The sequence below is a fragment of the Acidimicrobiia bacterium genome (genome assembly GCA_036271555.1).
Taxonomy (GTDB): domain Bacteria; phylum Actinomycetota; class Acidimicrobiia; order IMCC26256; family PALSA-610; genus DATBAK01.
Genome location: DATBAK010000094.1, coordinates 1 through 15,302, shown reverse-complemented (window position 1 = coordinate 15,302; position 15,302 = coordinate 1). Strand labels below are relative to the sequence as shown.

General features: G+C 64.3%; 13 protein-coding genes, 1 tRNA gene and 1 riboswitch. Of the genes, 10 read left to right on the top strand and 4 right to left on the bottom strand.

What is annotated here, in order from left to right; translation table 11 throughout:
• From VH914_21490 to VH914_21480, 3 genes are all read left to right on the top strand, one after another.
• Positions 1–1,341 carry a HAMP domain-containing sensor histidine kinase gene (locus tag VH914_21490; protein ID HEX4493789.1) on the top strand — a complete coding sequence of 447 codons (1,341 nt, stop codon included), beginning with the start codon at positions 1–3 and terminating at the stop codon, positions 1,339–1,341.
• A 163-nt stretch (positions 1,342–1,504) separates the two neighbouring features.
• On the top strand, positions 1,505–2,365 hold the full coding sequence (locus VH914_21485; GenBank protein HEX4493788.1) for an alpha/beta hydrolase-fold protein: 861 nt from the start codon (positions 1,505–1,507) through the stop codon (positions 2,363–2,365).
• A gap of 45 nt (positions 2,366–2,410) precedes the next feature.
• Positions 2,411–2,575 carry a hypothetical protein gene (locus VH914_21480; GenBank protein ID HEX4493787.1) on the top strand — a complete coding sequence of 55 codons (165 nt, stop codon included), beginning with the start codon at positions 2,411–2,413 and terminating at the stop codon, positions 2,573–2,575.
• On the opposite strand, the gene VH914_21475 is transcribed toward VH914_21480, so the two are convergent.
• Together VH914_21475 and VH914_21470 are read right to left on the bottom strand one after the other, a co-directional pair.
• Positions 2,572–3,624 (bottom strand): ribonucleotide-diphosphate reductase subunit beta, encoded by a 1,053-nt coding sequence (locus VH914_21475; protein HEX4493786.1) that lies wholly within the window; start codon positions 3,622–3,624, stop codon positions 2,572–2,574. The genes VH914_21480 and VH914_21475 overlap by 4 nt on opposite strands.
• Positions 3,624–5,960, bottom strand: coding sequence for a ribonucleoside-diphosphate reductase subunit alpha (locus VH914_21470; protein HEX4493785.1), 2,337 nt, complete (start codon positions 5,958–5,960; stop codon positions 3,624–3,626). Before VH914_21470 ends, VH914_21475 begins: the two co-directional genes overlap by 1 nt.
• Before the next feature lie 179 nt (positions 5,961–6,139).
• A riboswitch (cobalamin riboswitch) is annotated at positions 6,140–6,311 on the bottom strand.
• Positions 6,312–6,572: 261 nt separating this feature from the next.
• Between VH914_21470 and VH914_21465 the strand changes: the two genes are divergently transcribed.
• Entirely contained in the window at positions 6,573–7,112 is a 540-nt protein-coding gene (locus VH914_21465) for a hypothetical protein (GenBank protein HEX4493784.1), read from the top strand.
• A 44-nt stretch (positions 7,113–7,156) separates the two neighbouring features.
• Positions 7,157–7,231, top strand: a tRNA-Cys gene (locus tag VH914_21460).
• A gap of 4 nt (positions 7,232–7,235) precedes the next feature.
• Here the strand turns inward: VH914_21460 and VH914_21455 are convergent.
• The gene (locus tag VH914_21455) at positions 7,236–7,784 is read right to left on the bottom strand and encodes a hypothetical protein (GenBank protein ID HEX4493783.1); all 549 of its coding nucleotides are present in this window, start codon (positions 7,782–7,784) and stop codon (positions 7,236–7,238) included.
• A 47-nt stretch (positions 7,785–7,831) separates the two neighbouring features.
• Here VH914_21455 and VH914_21450 point away from each other — a divergent pair, with 47 nt between their 5' ends.
• Both VH914_21450 and VH914_21445 read left to right on the top strand, forming a co-directional pair.
• Positions 7,832–8,326, top strand: a complete 495-nt coding sequence (locus tag VH914_21450; GenBank protein ID HEX4493782.1) for a hypothetical protein — start codon at positions 7,832–7,834, stop codon at positions 8,324–8,326.
• A 261-nt stretch (positions 8,327–8,587) separates the two neighbouring features.
• Positions 8,588–8,989 (top strand): hypothetical protein, encoded by a 402-nt coding sequence (locus tag VH914_21445; protein HEX4493781.1) that lies wholly within the window; start codon positions 8,588–8,590, stop codon positions 8,987–8,989.
• On the opposite strand, the gene VH914_21440 is transcribed toward VH914_21445, so the two are convergent.
• A complete protein-coding gene (locus tag VH914_21440) occupies positions 8,964–9,503 on the bottom strand; it encodes a response regulator (GenBank protein ID HEX4493780.1) in 540 nt (179 codons plus the stop codon). The two genes, VH914_21445 and VH914_21440, sit on opposite strands and share 26 nt — an antisense overlap.
• 399 nt (positions 9,504–9,902) lie before the next feature.
• Between VH914_21440 and VH914_21435 the strand changes: the two genes are divergently transcribed.
• The 3 genes from VH914_21435 to VH914_21425 are packed head-to-tail and all read left to right on the top strand — an operon-like array spanning position 9,903 to position 15,270.
• Positions 9,903–10,304, top strand: a complete 402-nt coding sequence (locus VH914_21435) for a hypothetical protein (protein HEX4493779.1) — start codon at positions 9,903–9,905, stop codon at positions 10,302–10,304.
• On the top strand, positions 10,301–10,840 hold the full coding sequence (locus tag VH914_21430; GenBank protein ID HEX4493778.1) for a hypothetical protein: 540 nt from the start codon (positions 10,301–10,303) through the stop codon (positions 10,838–10,840). The genes VH914_21435 and VH914_21430 overlap by 4 nt, the downstream gene beginning before the upstream one ends.
• A 5-nt stretch (positions 10,841–10,845) precedes the next feature.
• On the top strand, positions 10,846–15,270 hold the full coding sequence (locus VH914_21425) for a hypothetical protein (GenBank protein ID HEX4493777.1): 4,425 nt from the start codon (positions 10,846–10,848) through the stop codon (positions 15,268–15,270).
• Positions 15,271–15,302 lie beyond the last annotated feature (32 nt).

Genomic DNA, 15,302 nt, shown 5'->3' with positions numbered 1-15,302 from the left:
ATGACGCACCACGACGAGCAACGCTACCTCGCGATCCAGAAGCGGTTTGTCGCGGTCGCGAACTTCGGCGCGCTCGCGATCGTCCTGATGATCCAGGCGAGCACGCTCGGCGACTGGTCGCGGTTCGCCGTCGCGCTCGCCGGCCAGATGGCGATCTTCGGCACGAACGTCGCCACCTCCGGCAAGCACTTCGCGCGGTTCGGCGCGCGCCTCGAGATCCCGCGCGCGGTGTTCAACGCGCTCGCCGGCAGCGTGCTCTATCACGTCATCGGGTGGCCGGTCCTCGTGTGGTTCTGGCTCCCCTACAACGCGCTCGCGTTCGACGAGTCCAACCGGTCGTCCGCCGCCGCGACCGCGATGCTCGCGATCAGCTGCGGGATCCAGGGCGTGATCGGCCTCGCCGACGGCGTGTCGCCGTGGACGGTCGCCGGGTTCGCGGCGCTCACGGTGATCTGCCGCGAGATGTCGATCCGGCGGACCGATCTCATCCGCGAGATGCTGCGCGTCGCCGAGGCGCAGCACCGCGAGCTCGAGGCGGCGCACGCGGAGCTCAAGGCGGAGATCGTCGCGCGCGAGCGCGCCGAGCTCGAGCTCCGGCAGGCGCAGAAGCTCGAGGCGATCGGCCGGCTCGCGTCGGGCATCGCGCACGAGATCAACACGCCGGTGCAGTTCATCTCGGACAGCCTGTCGTTCGCGAAGGACGGCGTCGCCGAGCTGATCGCGAACGCGCCCGACGCCGACCGCGCGTACCTCATCGAGGAGCTCCCGAGGTCCCTCGAGCTCGCGCTCGAGGGCGTCGGGAGGGTCAGCAAGATCGTCCAGTCGATGAAGCAGTTCGCGCACCCCGGGCTCGACGCGCGCGGCCCGCTCGACATCAACGTCGCGCTGCAGGACACGCTGACCATCGCGCGACACGAGTACCGGCTCGTTGCCGACATCGAGACCTCGTTCGGAGAGCTGCCGATCGTCGAGTGCACGGGCAGCGAGCTCAACCAGGTGTTCCTGAACCTGGTGGTCAACGCCGCGCACGCGATCGCGGACCGCGTGGCAGGCAGCGCCGCGCGCGGCGCGATCCGGGTGGCGACCGCGCACGACCGCGGCGACGTCGTCGTGACGGTGTCGGACACCGGCACCGGCATCCCCGACGACGTCTGCGCGCACATCTTCGAGCCGTTCTTCACGACCAAGTCGATCGGGCGCGGCACCGGCCAGGGCCTCGCGCACGCGCGCGCCGTCGTCGAGCGCCACGGCGGTCACCTGTCGTTCACGACCGCGGTCGGCCGCGGCACGACGTTCACGCTGCGGTTGCCGGTGGTGGCGCGCGCGGCCGCGGCCGCGTAGTCAGCGCGCTATCCGATCTTCACGGCCGGCGCCGGCGCGGTCGGCTGCGCCGGCGCCTTCGCGGTCGTCGATCTCCGCCGGAGCGGAGTCGGGTCGGTCACCGCGCGAAGTCCCGGGTCCGCCGCTGTGTACGGCTCCGCCAGGCGCTACTCTCGCGGCGCCCATGCGCCGCCCCGCCCCGCTCGCGTTCACGCTCCTCGCGCTCGCCGTGTCGTGCGGCGACAACGGCGGGTCGCCGTCGTCCGACGCCGCCAGCGCGCCGCTCGTGTTCGGCGGCTCGCGGCCGACGAACCTGCAGGTGCCGGCCGGCTTCGACGCGTCGAAGCAGTACCCGCTGGTCGTCATCCTCCACGGCTACGGCGCGACCGGCTCGCTCCAGGAGGCGTTCTTCGGCGCGGGCGCGCTGGTCAGCAGCGGCCAGGCGTTCGTGATCGCGCCCGACGGCCTGGTCGACGGCTCGGGCAACCAGTACTGGAACGCGGACCCCGCGTGCTGCGACTTCGACCACGCGAACCCCGACGACGTCGGCTTCATCGGCGGCCTGATCGACGACGTGTCGGCGGCGTGGCCGATCGATCCCGGCGCGGTCACGCTGCTCGGCCACTCGAACGGCGGGTTCATGGCCTACAAGATGGCGTGCGCGCGCGCCGACGTGGTCACGAACATCGAGGTGCTCGCCGGCGCGGCGGCGTCGGATCCGACGACGTGCACGCCGTCGCGCGCGGTCGAGGTGCTGCACATGCACGGCACGATCGACAACGAGGTGCCGTACGACGTGGCGGTACCGAGCGTCGAGCAGTGGGCAACCCACGATGCCTGCGGATCGGCGATGACCGCCGGCTCGGACCTCGACCTCGACACCACGCTGCCCGGCGCCGAGACGACGACCGCGACGATCGACGGCTGCCCGACGGGCATCACCGTCGAGCTGTGGTCGATCACCGGCGCGAGCCACATCCCGACGCTCGCCGCCGACTTCTCGACGACGATGCTCGACTACAGCGCGGCGCACCGCCGGCCGTGACGCGTGGCCGTCGCTGCGTGTGACCGCCGGGCCTGAACGATCGCGATGGTGCCGTTCCCCGACTCGCTGTGCCATCGCTGCGCGCACCTGCGCGTGGTCGACAGCGCGAAGGGCTCGACGTTCCTGATGTGCCGCGAGCCGTCGCTGCGCAAGTACGCGCCGCAGCCCGTGCGCAGCTGCCCGAAGTTCAGCCCGGCGCCGGGCCGTTAGAACGCGGCGTCGAGCGAGACCTCGCCCTCGACGCCGACCTGGTACGCCGACACGCGTCGCTCGAAGAAGTTCGTCACCTCCTGCACGTCCTGCAGCGCCAGGAAGCCGAACGGGTTCTTCGCGCCGTATTGCTTGGCCATGCCGAGCGTCGCGAGCCGCTGGTCGGCGCAGTACTCGAGGTACTGCCGCACCTCGCCGGTCGACAGGCCGGCCACGCCGCCGTCGAGCAGGTCGTCGGCGAACCGCGCCTCGCACGCGATCGCCTCGTCGAGCATCGCCCGCACGTCGCGCTCGAGGTCCGCGTCGAACAGCTCCGGCTCCTCGCGCCGCACCGTCGCGACGACCTCGAACGCGAACGCCATGTGCGCGCTCTCGTCGCGGAACACCCAGTTCGTGCCGCCCGCGAGGCCGTGCAGCAGGCCCTTGCTGCGCAGGAAGTAGACGTACGCGAACGCGCCGAAGAAGAACAAGCCCTCGATGCACGCGGCGAAGCAGATCAAGTTCAGCAGGAACTGCCGGCGATCCGCCTGCGTGTCGAGCCGGTCGAGCCGCTGGATCGAGTCGATCCAGCGCAGGCAGAACTCCGCCTTCGCGCGGATCGACGGGATGGTCTCGACCGCCGCGAACGCGCGCTGCCGCTCCGCGTGATCGGGCACGTAGGTGTCGAGCAGCGTCAGGTAGAACTGGACGTGCAGCGCCTCCTCGTAGAGCTGCCGCGACAGGTACATCCGCGCCTCGGGCGCGTTGATGTGCTTGTAGAGGTTCAGCACGAGGTTGTTCGCGACGATCGAGTCGCCGGTCGCGAAGAACGCGACCAGCCGCTGGATCAGGTGGCGCTCGGCCGGCGTCATCTTCGCGAGGTCGGCGACGTCGGTCCCGAAGTCGACCTCCTCGACGGTCCACGTGTTCTTGATCGCGCCGCGGTACATCTCGAAGAACGCCGGGTACGCCATCGGCCGGAGCGTCAGGCACATGCCGGGGTCGAGGATCCTCGCCGGCCGCGCGCTCGGCGACGGCGCGATCGCGATGCCGCCGCTGCCGTCGGCCATCACTGGCAGGCCTCGCAGGTGCCGGGGTTCTCGAGCGAGCACGCGACGGCCGCCTCGGCCTTCGCCTGCGCCGTCTCCGGCTGCGTCGCGATCTCCGCGGTCGTCTTCGCGATCCGCGTCGCCGGCCGCGACCGCAGGTAGTACGTCGTCTTCAAGCCGCGCTTCCAGGCGTGGAAGTACATCGCCGACAGCGCGCCGATGTTCGGGCTCTCGACGAACAGGTTCAGCGACTGGCTCTGGTCGATGAACGCGCCGCGATCCGCCGCCATGTCGATCAGCGACCGCATCGGCACCTCCCACACCGTGCGGAACCGCGCCCGCACGTCGTCGGGCAGCTCGACCATCGCCTGCACCGAGCCCTCGGCGCGCAGCAGCTTCGCGCGCGTCGGCTCGGTCCACAGCCCGAGCCGCTTGAGCTCGTCGACGAGATAGCGGTTGATCTGGATGAAGTCGCCGGACAGCGTCTCGCGCTTGAACAGATTGCTCACCTGCGGCTCGATGCACTCGTAGCAGCCGGCGATCGACGCGATCGTCGCGGTCGGCGCGATCGCGATCATCAACGAGTTGCGCAGGCCGACCTCGCGGATCTCGGCGCGCAGCGCGTCCCAGCGCGCGACGTCGCTCGGCGTGACGCCCCAGGCGTCGAACTGCAGCTCGCCGCGCGCGGCGCGCGTGTCGTCGAACGACGGGTGCTTGCCCTTGTCGCGCGCGAGCTCCACCGACGCGCGCAGCGCGTGGAAGTAGACCTCCTCCGCGATCTTCTTCGACAGCGCGCGCGCGTCGGGCGCGTCGAACGCCCAGCCGAGCTGGAAGAACACGTCCTGCAGGCCCATCACGCCGAGGCCGACCGGCCGCCACCTGAGGTTCGAGCGCTTCGTCGACGCGATCGGGTAGTAGTTGAGGTCGATCACGCGATCGAGCTGGCGGATCGCGGTGCGCACCGTGCGCGCGAGCTTGTGGAAGTCGAACGCGCGCGCGCCGGCGTCGACGTGCCGCCCGAGGTTGATCGAGCCGAGGTTGCACACCGCCGCCTCGTCCGCCGACGTCACCTCGATGATCTCCGTGCACAGGTTCGACAGGTGCACCGTGCGCCCGGCGACCGCGGTCTGGTTGCACGCGCGGTTCGACGCGTCCTTGAACGTGATCCAGCCGTTCCCGGTCTGCGCGAGCGTGCGCATCATCCGCGCGTAGAGGTCGCGCGCCTTCATCGTCTTGCTCGCGAGCCCGGCGGCCTCGGCCGCTTCGTACGCGCGCTCGAACGCCTCGCCCCACAGGTCGGGCAGCTCGGGCACGCGCTTGGGGTCGAACAGGCTCCAGTCGCCGTTCGCCTCGACGCGCCGCATGAACAGATCCGGGATCCAGTTCGCGAGGTTCAGGTTGTGCGTGCGGCTCGCGTCGTCGCCGGTGTTGTCGCGCAGCTCGAGGAACGCCTCGATATCGGCGTGCCACGGCTCGAGGTACACGCACGCGGCGCCCTTGCGCTTGCCGCCCTGGTTGACCGCCGACACCGACGCGTCGAGCGTCTTGAGCCACGGCACGATGCCGTTCGAGTGCCCGTTCGTGCTCTCGATCAGCGAGCCGCGCGACCGCACGCGGTGGTACGCGAGGCCGATGCCGCCCGAGAACTTCGAGAGCAGCGCGACGTCGGTGTACTTCTGGTAGATCGACTCGAGGTGATCGGCCGGCGAGTCGAGCAGGAAGCAGCTCGACAGCTGCTCGTGCGACGTCCCGGCGTTGAACATCGTCGGCGAGCTCGGCAGGTACTCGAGCGTCGACAGCAGGCGATACAGCTCGAGCGTCTCCGCCATCGACTCGGTGAGCGCGCACGCGATGCGCAGGAAGAACTGCTGCGGCGTCTCGATCACGAGGCGGGTCTCGGGGTGGCGCAGCAGGTAGCGGTCGTAGACGGTGCGCAGGCCGAAGTACTCGAACTCGCGATCGCGGTCGGCGACGATCGCGTCGTTGAGCTTGCGCGCGTTGGTCGCGACCATCGTCGCGAGCCGCGCGTTGACGAGCCCGAGCTTGTGGCCGTTCGCGATCGCGGCGCTGAACGCGTGGATGTCCTGGTTCGCGACCTCCTTGCCGATGTAGCCGGCGAGCAGGCGCGCGGCGAGGCGGCCGTACTGCGGCTCCTCGGTGATCAGCGACGCCGCGGTCTGGATCGACAGCCGGTCGAGCTCGCTGGTCGCCGCGCCGTCGTAGAGCCCGCTGATCGTCTTGGTCGCGACGCGCATCGCGTCGACCTCGGGCAGCCCGACGCAGCAGCGATGGACCGCGCGCACGATCTTGTTCAGATCGACCGGCTCCGCGGCGCCGTTGCGCTTGGTGACCCGCATCGTGGTCTGCGGGGCGCTGTCGCGCGAGCTGGCGCGCGTCGTGAGGGTCGTCGGCTGGGTCTGAGAGTCGCTGCGGGTCGCTTCGGTCTGCATCGGGTCCTCCTGCGGGAACGTGAAGACACGACGAGGGAGACCGGCGCGCGCGAACGGCGTGCGCCACGGACAACCTCCCCCGAGGTGTCGGATGCGTCCGTGCTGGCAGGTCTTCGGACTCGCGAGCTGCTGTACCTACTGTCCACGCTTCCCGGCGCCGGGGCGCCAGTGCTTGATGTGGAGGTCGTTCTCGCTCACCGCTGCGGGGCAGTCCCGGCTTCGTACCGGGTTCCCTTCGCCAGCATGGAGATGAAAATCGTTCGTCTGTGCTCGTGGCTCCTGGCTATCAGTCTCGTTGTAGGGCTCTTGGTGGCGCGGCAGCAACTTTCAAACGCTAGATCTGGGGTGCTCCGGGATCTGCCCGCTACCTGTGCGGCATCTCTAGCGCCGGGGTCTGACATGGGCGCGCTAGCGGGTCACGACTGTCGCCGGTCGCGGACAATGTTCGGACAATGAAGTGCGACGAAACTCGCGGGGGGCTGCGTTCGATCGGACATGAGCCAGCTCGACGAGGTCCGCGTGGCATCCCGGTGCGATGCGTCGTGGGACGACATGGACGGCGACGACCGCGTGCGTCACTGCGCGGGCTGCGACAAGGACGTCTACAACCTGTCGGGCATGTCGCGCGACGACGCCGAGGCGCTGCTCGCGGCGACCGGCGTCGACGTGTGCATCCGGCTCTATCGCCGCGCCGACGGCACGGTGATCACGCGCGACTGCGGCACGCGAGCGCGGCCGTGGTCGCGCGCGGCCGCGGCAGTGGGGCTCGCCGCGCTGACGCTCGGCGCGACCGCGTGCATGGGCAAGCGCGCGACCCCGAGGCCGCGCATCGTGACCATCTCCGACGACGGCGACGCGACGCTGCGGGTCACGCTCCGCGCGACGCACGCCGCGACGCTGTACGTCGACGGCTACGAGCTGCCGCTCGGGGCGACGCTCGAGGTCGAGCCCGGCCAGCACGAGGTGACCGTGATGTCCGACGGCCGCGAGATCCGGCAGTCGGTCGTGGCCACGCCGGGCAACTACCTCAACGTCGTGGTCGACGTCGATCACGACTAGCCCCTTCCAGACGTCGTGCAGGTCTGCTAAAAAGTAGCGCCTTCGGTGCCATAGCCAAGTGGTAAGGCAGTGGTCTGCAAAACCACCATTCCCCAGTTCAAATCTGGGTGGCACCTCCAAATTTCAACCGGTTGCCGACGCCGCCTCCACCGGCAAGCCCGTCAGACCCCTTTCGAGACCCCTTTTGCGATCGTCTCGCGGAGGGATCGGGGTCTTGGTGACGAGCTCGATGACCTTGCCGACGGCTTCGGCCTTCTCGCCCTGATCGACGTGCGAGTAGTGCGAGTGCATCGCCGGCGTCGAGTGCCCGGTGATCGCCATGACCGCCATGACGACCTCGCGGCTCGCGAACCTACGAAGCAGGTCGTTCCTCGTGTGCCGCAGGCCGTGCGGCGTGATGCGGGTAATGCCCACCTTCAGGCTCGCCTCGTCGAGCGCCTTGCCAAACGGGTTGCCCATGTGGAGCTCGCCCGCCTCGTCCTCGCTCTTGCCTGCCGCTTGCCCGACGTCGGAAAGATCCAGCCTGACGGCAAGCCCTGGATGCTGAGCCTCGATCATCCATCGCCGGTGCTCCGCGAGCACCTTCGCGATGTCGGCCGTGAGCGGCACCTCCCTCGCTTTGCCTGACCTCGTCAGCTCCGTCGCGACGCCCTTGTGCTGCGAGCGGTTCACGCGAATCACTTCGGCCGATATGGGCGCATCCACAAAACGAGGACAAGATGCAGGACGCCGAAGTCGCTACGGAGGGCAAGAAGCACAACAATGAACGCGCCAACGAGGTACTGGAACAACGTCGCACGGCACTCGAAGCGCAGCTCGACGCGAAGCTGTATGCGAGTGCTACGCGCTACGCGAAAAGGCGTGCTGAGCAGATCGCGCGCGTCGGGGGCCTCGTCGACGACCAATACATCGAGGACCTCGTCCACGGTGCAATCGCCGACACGTTCATCGGTGTCTTGGACTGGGACCAAACACGCGCATCGCTCCTACAGCACGTCTTGAACGCGATCAAGTCACGAAGTCGGAACGATCGACGTCGAGCCATCGAGCTTCAACGCATCTCCCTCGACGTCCACGACCCTAACGATCACTCCGCGCTTCGCGCCGAATTCGAAGCTGTCCTCTCAGAGACCACTGGGATGCATCGCTGCTCCGTGACGCCGCAACGACTGAGCAGACGAGAGGATGGTTCGTCCGGTCTGCGAGTCGTTTGAATTGGGTCAAGAGCTCATTCGGCGAGCCGGACGCCGCTAACGCGGCCCCGAGCGGCGCTATTTTGCCCAAGGCAACGCAAGGTCGACACGCTTCTGCGCTCGACACGCTTGCCTGCTTCGCTCCCCAGCTCGTTCCTTCACGTGCTGGCCGCTGGCAGCTCTGTCCTGACCGCCGCCGTTGCCGCGTTTTGAATCGACCGAACGCGATCGCCGTCTTGCCGCGACCCGGAAAGCCGTGTGATCTGCCTGATGAGCCAGGCGATGGAGTTCTTCCAGTCGGACACGAACCTCCTCGCTATCCGCGACGTGCCGATCATCCTGGTCGATCAGCCGAGCGGCATCCTGTCGGTGCTGACGCGCGCCGATCTGAACCGTGACGAGGTCGCCGTTCGCGGCCGCGAGTCGCCGGTCAAGGCCGGCTTCGCCTTCGCGAACGTCAGCTACATTGGGTACGAGCGGTCGTTTGAGTACTACGCGGACGCCGCAGCGGGCGCGTCGCCCGGTCGCAACCCGTCGCTGGTGATCCCGAAGGCTCTCGCCTACAAGCGAAGCTACACGCCGAGAACCGCTTCGCGGCGAGCGTGTTCGCCTCGTCGAACTGGTTCCGCACCGTCATCGTGCCGTCACGCACCCAACGCTAATCCTCGTCATCGCCCTTCTTGAGCCAGCCCAAGAGCGTCGTCCGGTACACGCCAAGCCGTCGTGCAGCCTCGCTGACGTTGCCCCCGGCGTCGGCCAGCGCCTTCGTTGCTTCTTCGTGTTTCACGTCAGCCATCGTTCGCTTCGGTGTTTGCCCCGGCAGCTTTGCTGACGGACCTGCTTCGATCCGTTTCACAAGCTCCGATGGCGCGATCGGCTTCTCAACCGCATCGTCTGCGCCTGCGCGGATCGCTCGAATCGTCACGTCGATCCCCAGGAACGCGCTCAGCACGACGATCCTCGCGTCGGGATGAAGAGCGCGAAGCTCTGGAACGAAGTCGATGCCCCACCCGTCGCTGAGCCGCAGGTCGACAACCGCGAGATCGAACTTGTGCACCTTCGCGAGAGTCTTTGCGTCGCTGAGCGACGAAGCGGTCTCGACCACATAGCCAGCACGTCCGAACGCTGCTTCGAAGCGCTTCAAGATCTGAGGTTCATCGTCGATTACGAGCGCTCGTGGCTTCGGTTTCGTCGCCATGTGGTCCATCGGGAGACCGGAGAACGGGCACGTTGTGAAATCGCAGCACGCGAATTTCTTCACAATCGCTTCCAGGCCCCCCCGCGGCTATCCGCCACAAGAAACAGTGCTAACAACTCGATATCGTGATGACGCACTGGCTTCCATTGCTGAGAAATTCATCAGACACCGTTTCTTGCTACCAGCGGAACTGTCCCAGAACTTTGTGAAATACGGCCTCACTTTGGTCTTGCGAAGTTCTGTAACGACCCGGTATTGAAGTTGACCGCGCGCTCTCACGCACAGTGGTGGCGCGTTGTTCGCGAGCGAGTGGGCTTCTTGACTTTGGGGTGACAACGACGCCTCCACCGACGGTGGAGCGAATGGAGCCCCGTTGCCCGTTCTTCAACGGAGGGTTCGATGCGCTTTCTCTACGCCGGTCTTGTCGTGTCCGTCCTGTTGATCGCCTTCGCGACGCGTTCGTCACGAAGCCAGGCAGCTGACCCTTCAACGACCGGTCAAGACGCGGAGCCCGAGCCCGGGACGAGCGATCCGGTTTGGCCGGCTCCTGGCGACGAGAGCGACGTGCACGAGCCTTTCACGATGTACGACGTCGGCTCCCCGAGCGAAGTGACTCAGTTGACCGCTGACCAAGCTGCAGCAACCCAAGCGGCTATGGCTGCGAAAGATCACAACGATTGGCAGCAGGTAAACAACGCGTACGCAGCAATGGCCGCGGAACACGCTCAGACTGCAGCTGCAGCCGCCGCGGCGAACAAGCTCAACGCGGGCGACCTCTCGACGGAGGGCGTGATCAAGTGAAGACGATCAAGCTCGCGTTCATCACGATCGGAACAGCGCTCGCAACACCTTCCTGCACGCCAACGCACCACGACATGGACGGTCAGCCCGCGAAGCTCGGTGACTTTAGTTACCAGGCGCCAGCTGGCTGGACGCAGACGAAATCCAAAGGCTGGCACTCCGTCTCGACGACCTGGACGCCGGACAACAACGACCAAAAGGAATCGATCGTCGTGATCCGAACGCAGATCGACTCTGCTCTCGGACAAGCCGGCGCCGAGGCAATCAAGAAGAAGCTCCTCGCGGCGCAGCGCGAGCTGCCGCAGGTTCAGGTCCTCGGTTCGCCCATCGACTTCCACAGCGACGGGGGGTTCGCTGGCGTCCGCGTGGAGGACAACTTCATTCCCGCTGGAGCAAAGTACCAGTACCACCGAACACACGCGGTGTTGGTCGAAGGCACGGACATCATCCACGTGCTTTACACGGCTGAGCAGCCCGACGCTGAAGAGAGAGCCCTTCATCTAGTCGTCAACTCGCTCCACAAGTCGGAGGGATGAGCCGAATGCGCAACTTCAACAAGACCATTCGGCTCACCGGCCTCTCGCTGTTGCTGCTTTCCGGAATCGCACACGCGACGGCCGAGATTTGCGGGAACGACATCGACGACGATGGGAACGGCCTCACAGATGAAGGCTGCTACCCATCACTGACTACGGGTGTGTGCGAATCACCGTTGTCGTGCGGCGACACCGGTATGGTAGCCTGGAAGACCGGTTCGCTTCACTACGATCTTCCCCCAGACATCGCGCCGGCTGTGCCGTATGGGCCGGGCATTGGATTCAGGCGGTTCTACACGCCGATGTACAACCCCTCGGGGGCTGGGCCCGTTTCGGTAAATCATACGCCGATGGGGCCGGGGTGGCAGCACACGTACATGACGTGGGTCGACGTCAACTCGTCAAACGCCATCCTCCACACCAGCCAAGGTCGCGATGTGCTCTACACGTACTCGACAACGGTTGGAACGCTCGCCTACTACGTTCCACAGTCCGGGGAGCACGTCATGTCGTTCGCCCATGACACGACTTCGGGCAATACGTACGTTCAGCTTCTGACCGGCGAGACGCTAACTTACAACCAATACGGCCAGATCTGGAAGATCACGGACATCACACCAGCGGCCAATACGGTCACGATTGTTTGGGACGGAACGGTCGCTGCAAACGTGTCAACAGTGACGGATGCGTCGGGGAATCGCCAGCTAAGCTTCAGTTACACCAACAACCTTCTGACCGCCGTCGCCTTTCAGATCAAGGAGGGTGGTTGGGAAACGGTCCATACGACCACATACAGCTACGACAACCACGTAACGCGCGACGCGACAAGTGGTTGGTTTGTTCCTGCCAACGCGATCGAATGGGGATATCTCCTCCAGGACACGGGCGTCCCCAACCCCTCGCACACCTGGGAATGCCAAGAGACCTCAGGAAGCCTTGCCGACTCGATCGGCTCTACGTCATTAGCACTCCACAACGCGGGAGGGTTTAGTTACAATAACTCTGTCACTGGTTGGGCGAGGAAAGCCCTAGCGCTAACGTCCGGCAGCACATCGTATTGGGGCAACGGCTCCGTGTGCAATCCCGCGACAAGCGACTGCACCGCAATTGCACTCGTCGACATTACAGCACTCGCCTCGGGCGAGGTAATGAACCTCGGTGATTCCAATGGCATCTACGCAGGAACGACACATACGGTATTTCCCACGGCTAGCAACTCCAGGGTCACCTGGGATGCTAGCCACGTCGCGACTGGAAGCTACCCGAGCATCGGGGCCGCTCACTTCTGGTTCGCCTCCTCTCACCCGACTGGAAGCTCGGAATTCGCGGGATTCGAAAGCCTTGCTCTTACCCCTTCATATGCCAGTGCGACGAGCTCCGCTGTCTTTGATATCGGCGGTGCGCTTGCGGGTGCTGACCCAATGGATATTCTCTATGCATCCGCATGGTCGACAAACCTAACGACGCCCCAGATCGCGACCATAAGAGGCCGCATCGAAAGCGGCCCTGGAATCCTAACAAACGTGACGATTAGCGGTCAGCTCGCTCAACAGAACTTCTATTCGACGTCTGGCCTCTTGACTGAAATCAAGGACGGCGAAACGACCCCAAACCAAATCGTCGCGTTCGCCTACAATTCCTCCGGCCAAGTCGTTCGAGTTAGTACGGCAGAGGGAAATCTCGGATTTGAGTATGCGTCGACACGCGCTGTGTGCACGGGCGATTCAATCTTGTACTTCAACCAAGGCGGAAACACCAACTCTTGTTCAGCGGACGCGGATTGCGGCACGGGTTATCTCTGTGGCGGGCAGACAGGAGCGGGCAGCACTGGACAGTGTTATCTAGCGGGCCGCTGCATGCAACTCACCCATGTGGGTGGCACTAGCGGCGCCAATGGGGAAGACGTTGTGACCAATCTCAGTGCTATCGGGGGTGGCGGAACATGTACTGGAGCATGCCTCGACGTTCAACAGTACGTCTGGAGTTCAAGCACCGGCTTGATAAACGTGCTCGCGCGCCAAAGTGCGTTGGCGGGATCAGACTTCACGTCCCTCACATACAACGCCAATGGGCTTCCTACTCAGATCGGGTATGGCGACTCTGATGGCGATCCAACAAACGGCGGGACGAACCGCACCGTCTATTACTTCTACGACACGACATATCCCGGGCGTATAGCCGAAGTGAGACGAGCCAGCGATGTAAGTTCAAGTGCATCGAGTTGCTCGGCGACAAGCACCACTGGCTGCGAACGAACACTCTACGGATACGGTAGCGACAACCTACTAAAGACCTTGGAGCAGGACGGGTACACGCTCGCTAGCGATGGTAGTGTGACCACGTTTGCGGACGTCATCACCTATACATACGACACTTCTGGCACGGGGCGTATTGCAGAGATTGACGGGGGCGTCGCTGGGATAAAGACGACGTTCAGTTACTATCCACACACTGACAGTACAGAGTTCAGACGCGATTTTCTGGCCTACTCTAACGTCTACACCGACAGCACACACTCACTAGAGCCTCAGATCCTGGTCTACGACCAGTTCGGCCATCCAACCACGCTGAAAGACCCAGCAGGGAATCTAACGTGCGACACATACGACTCCTCGCGAGCGTTCTTGCACAGTCGAACTCACGCAATGGACAATGAGACGACGTGTAGCTCGCTTGGCTCTGACGCAATCGCAACGACGTGGACCCGTGATTCAGCGCTTCGCTTAACTGAGATCAAGCGTCCTACGGGCGAGTGCGTCGACTACACGTACGACGCGATTGGGCAGCCGAGTAAGATTATCCGGACTGACGGTTGCAACGAGGACGGCGACTACATTCAATTTACGGTTCAGGATGGCCTCACCGTACTAAGCCAGAGGTACTTGTACTTCGGTACCGCCCCGTCAGTGAGCACGAGTGTTAGCGCCACCTACTACGACAGCCGTCAGCAGCACGAGGTGATCGATCCAGGTTCTCCAAATCCGCACACGGACTTCGACTATGACGCGGCTGGACGCTTAACCGAGGTCGATAGTGCGGGTGGCCTTGGCAAAACCATCTACAACTACGATGGTAGTGCTGGCCGTGACGGTCGCGTAACCTCAGAAGAACGTTACAGGGACGCATCCAATTATGACACATGGGAATTGCTCTACTCGTGGGAAGGCGATCAGTCCCAATACGAAGACGGTGATAGCAAGACGGTCGGGAGCTTGCGTGACGACGCTGGACGGTTCGTGCGTCTCGTCAGTCCTGACCAGGCCAATCCAACGGTATTCGTTTACGACACAGCCAATCGTCTAACCACGAAAGTCGAAGATCTTGGCGGTGGGTCCGCACAGACTCACAACTTTACATACGACTACATGAGTCGTAGGCTGAATGACGACTACGCCGGCGCATGTGCAACGGCTGGGACGGCGCATCCAGAAATTCAACGCACTTACGATGCCCTACCGAGCGGCGTGACTTGTCCTAACACGGGTGGTTGCACGAACTTGGCTGGGCGGTTGGCCGTCGTGGAGGTCACGCTAGCGTGCAGCTCGACCTACAGCGCCACGGACGGCGCCCTCGACCAATTTACGTACTTTTCATACGATGCTTCAGGGCGCGTGACTGACGAGTATATCAAGGATGACTCTGGGCGTTATGCCGAGCAGGCGTATGTTTACGACAAAGACGGTCACATGACGATCATGTATCCACTGGAGGGGTCGTTCACATGGAACTACGGGGGGACTGGCGATTCTGACGACGACCTACTCTCCTCAATTCAATATTCGTTCGATGGCATCGACGGCCACGCGACGACGACTGGCGTGGAGGACATTCAGTACTACCCGTTTGGCGGCCTTGAGAGTTACACTCAGGAAAATACGGTGTCGAGCAACAAGATCAAGACGGTAATCACGCGTGGCTCAGACGACCAGATCTCAGACGTCAAGCAGAGCTATTCAACGACAGCGACGTTCGAGACCGCTATAAGCCGTGATGCTAAGAAAAGGGTAACAAGTCGCGTCTACACGGGGGCTGCAACAGGAGTCACCAACTCATACTTCTTATACGACGAGCAAGATCGTGTGATTTGCGAGACGAGCGCCTTCTATGGAACCTGCCCAGGAAGCGGCAGTAGTGGCCTGAGCGCTGTCAAGAATAATCACGACTTGACGACTCCGTTTGCGCCGTTCACGGCCGCTGGCGACTGGAAGCATCTACTGCGTCCAATTGCTGGCAGTAGCGGCATGGTCAATGACTTTAATGCGTCGGGTTCAACCTACGGGTCCGGACACCAGGTGACGTCGGTGAATCAGTCGGATGGCGTGGTGCGTTCAACCGGTCATCGCAACACCACAACGTCAGACAGCTGGCCGAAGAAGGTGGTGACGCATGCAGGTTCGCAAACGAGGATTGTGCCCAACCGAGAGGGCTGAACTCTGGCGGCGCTGGCGAGCGGGTCAAACTC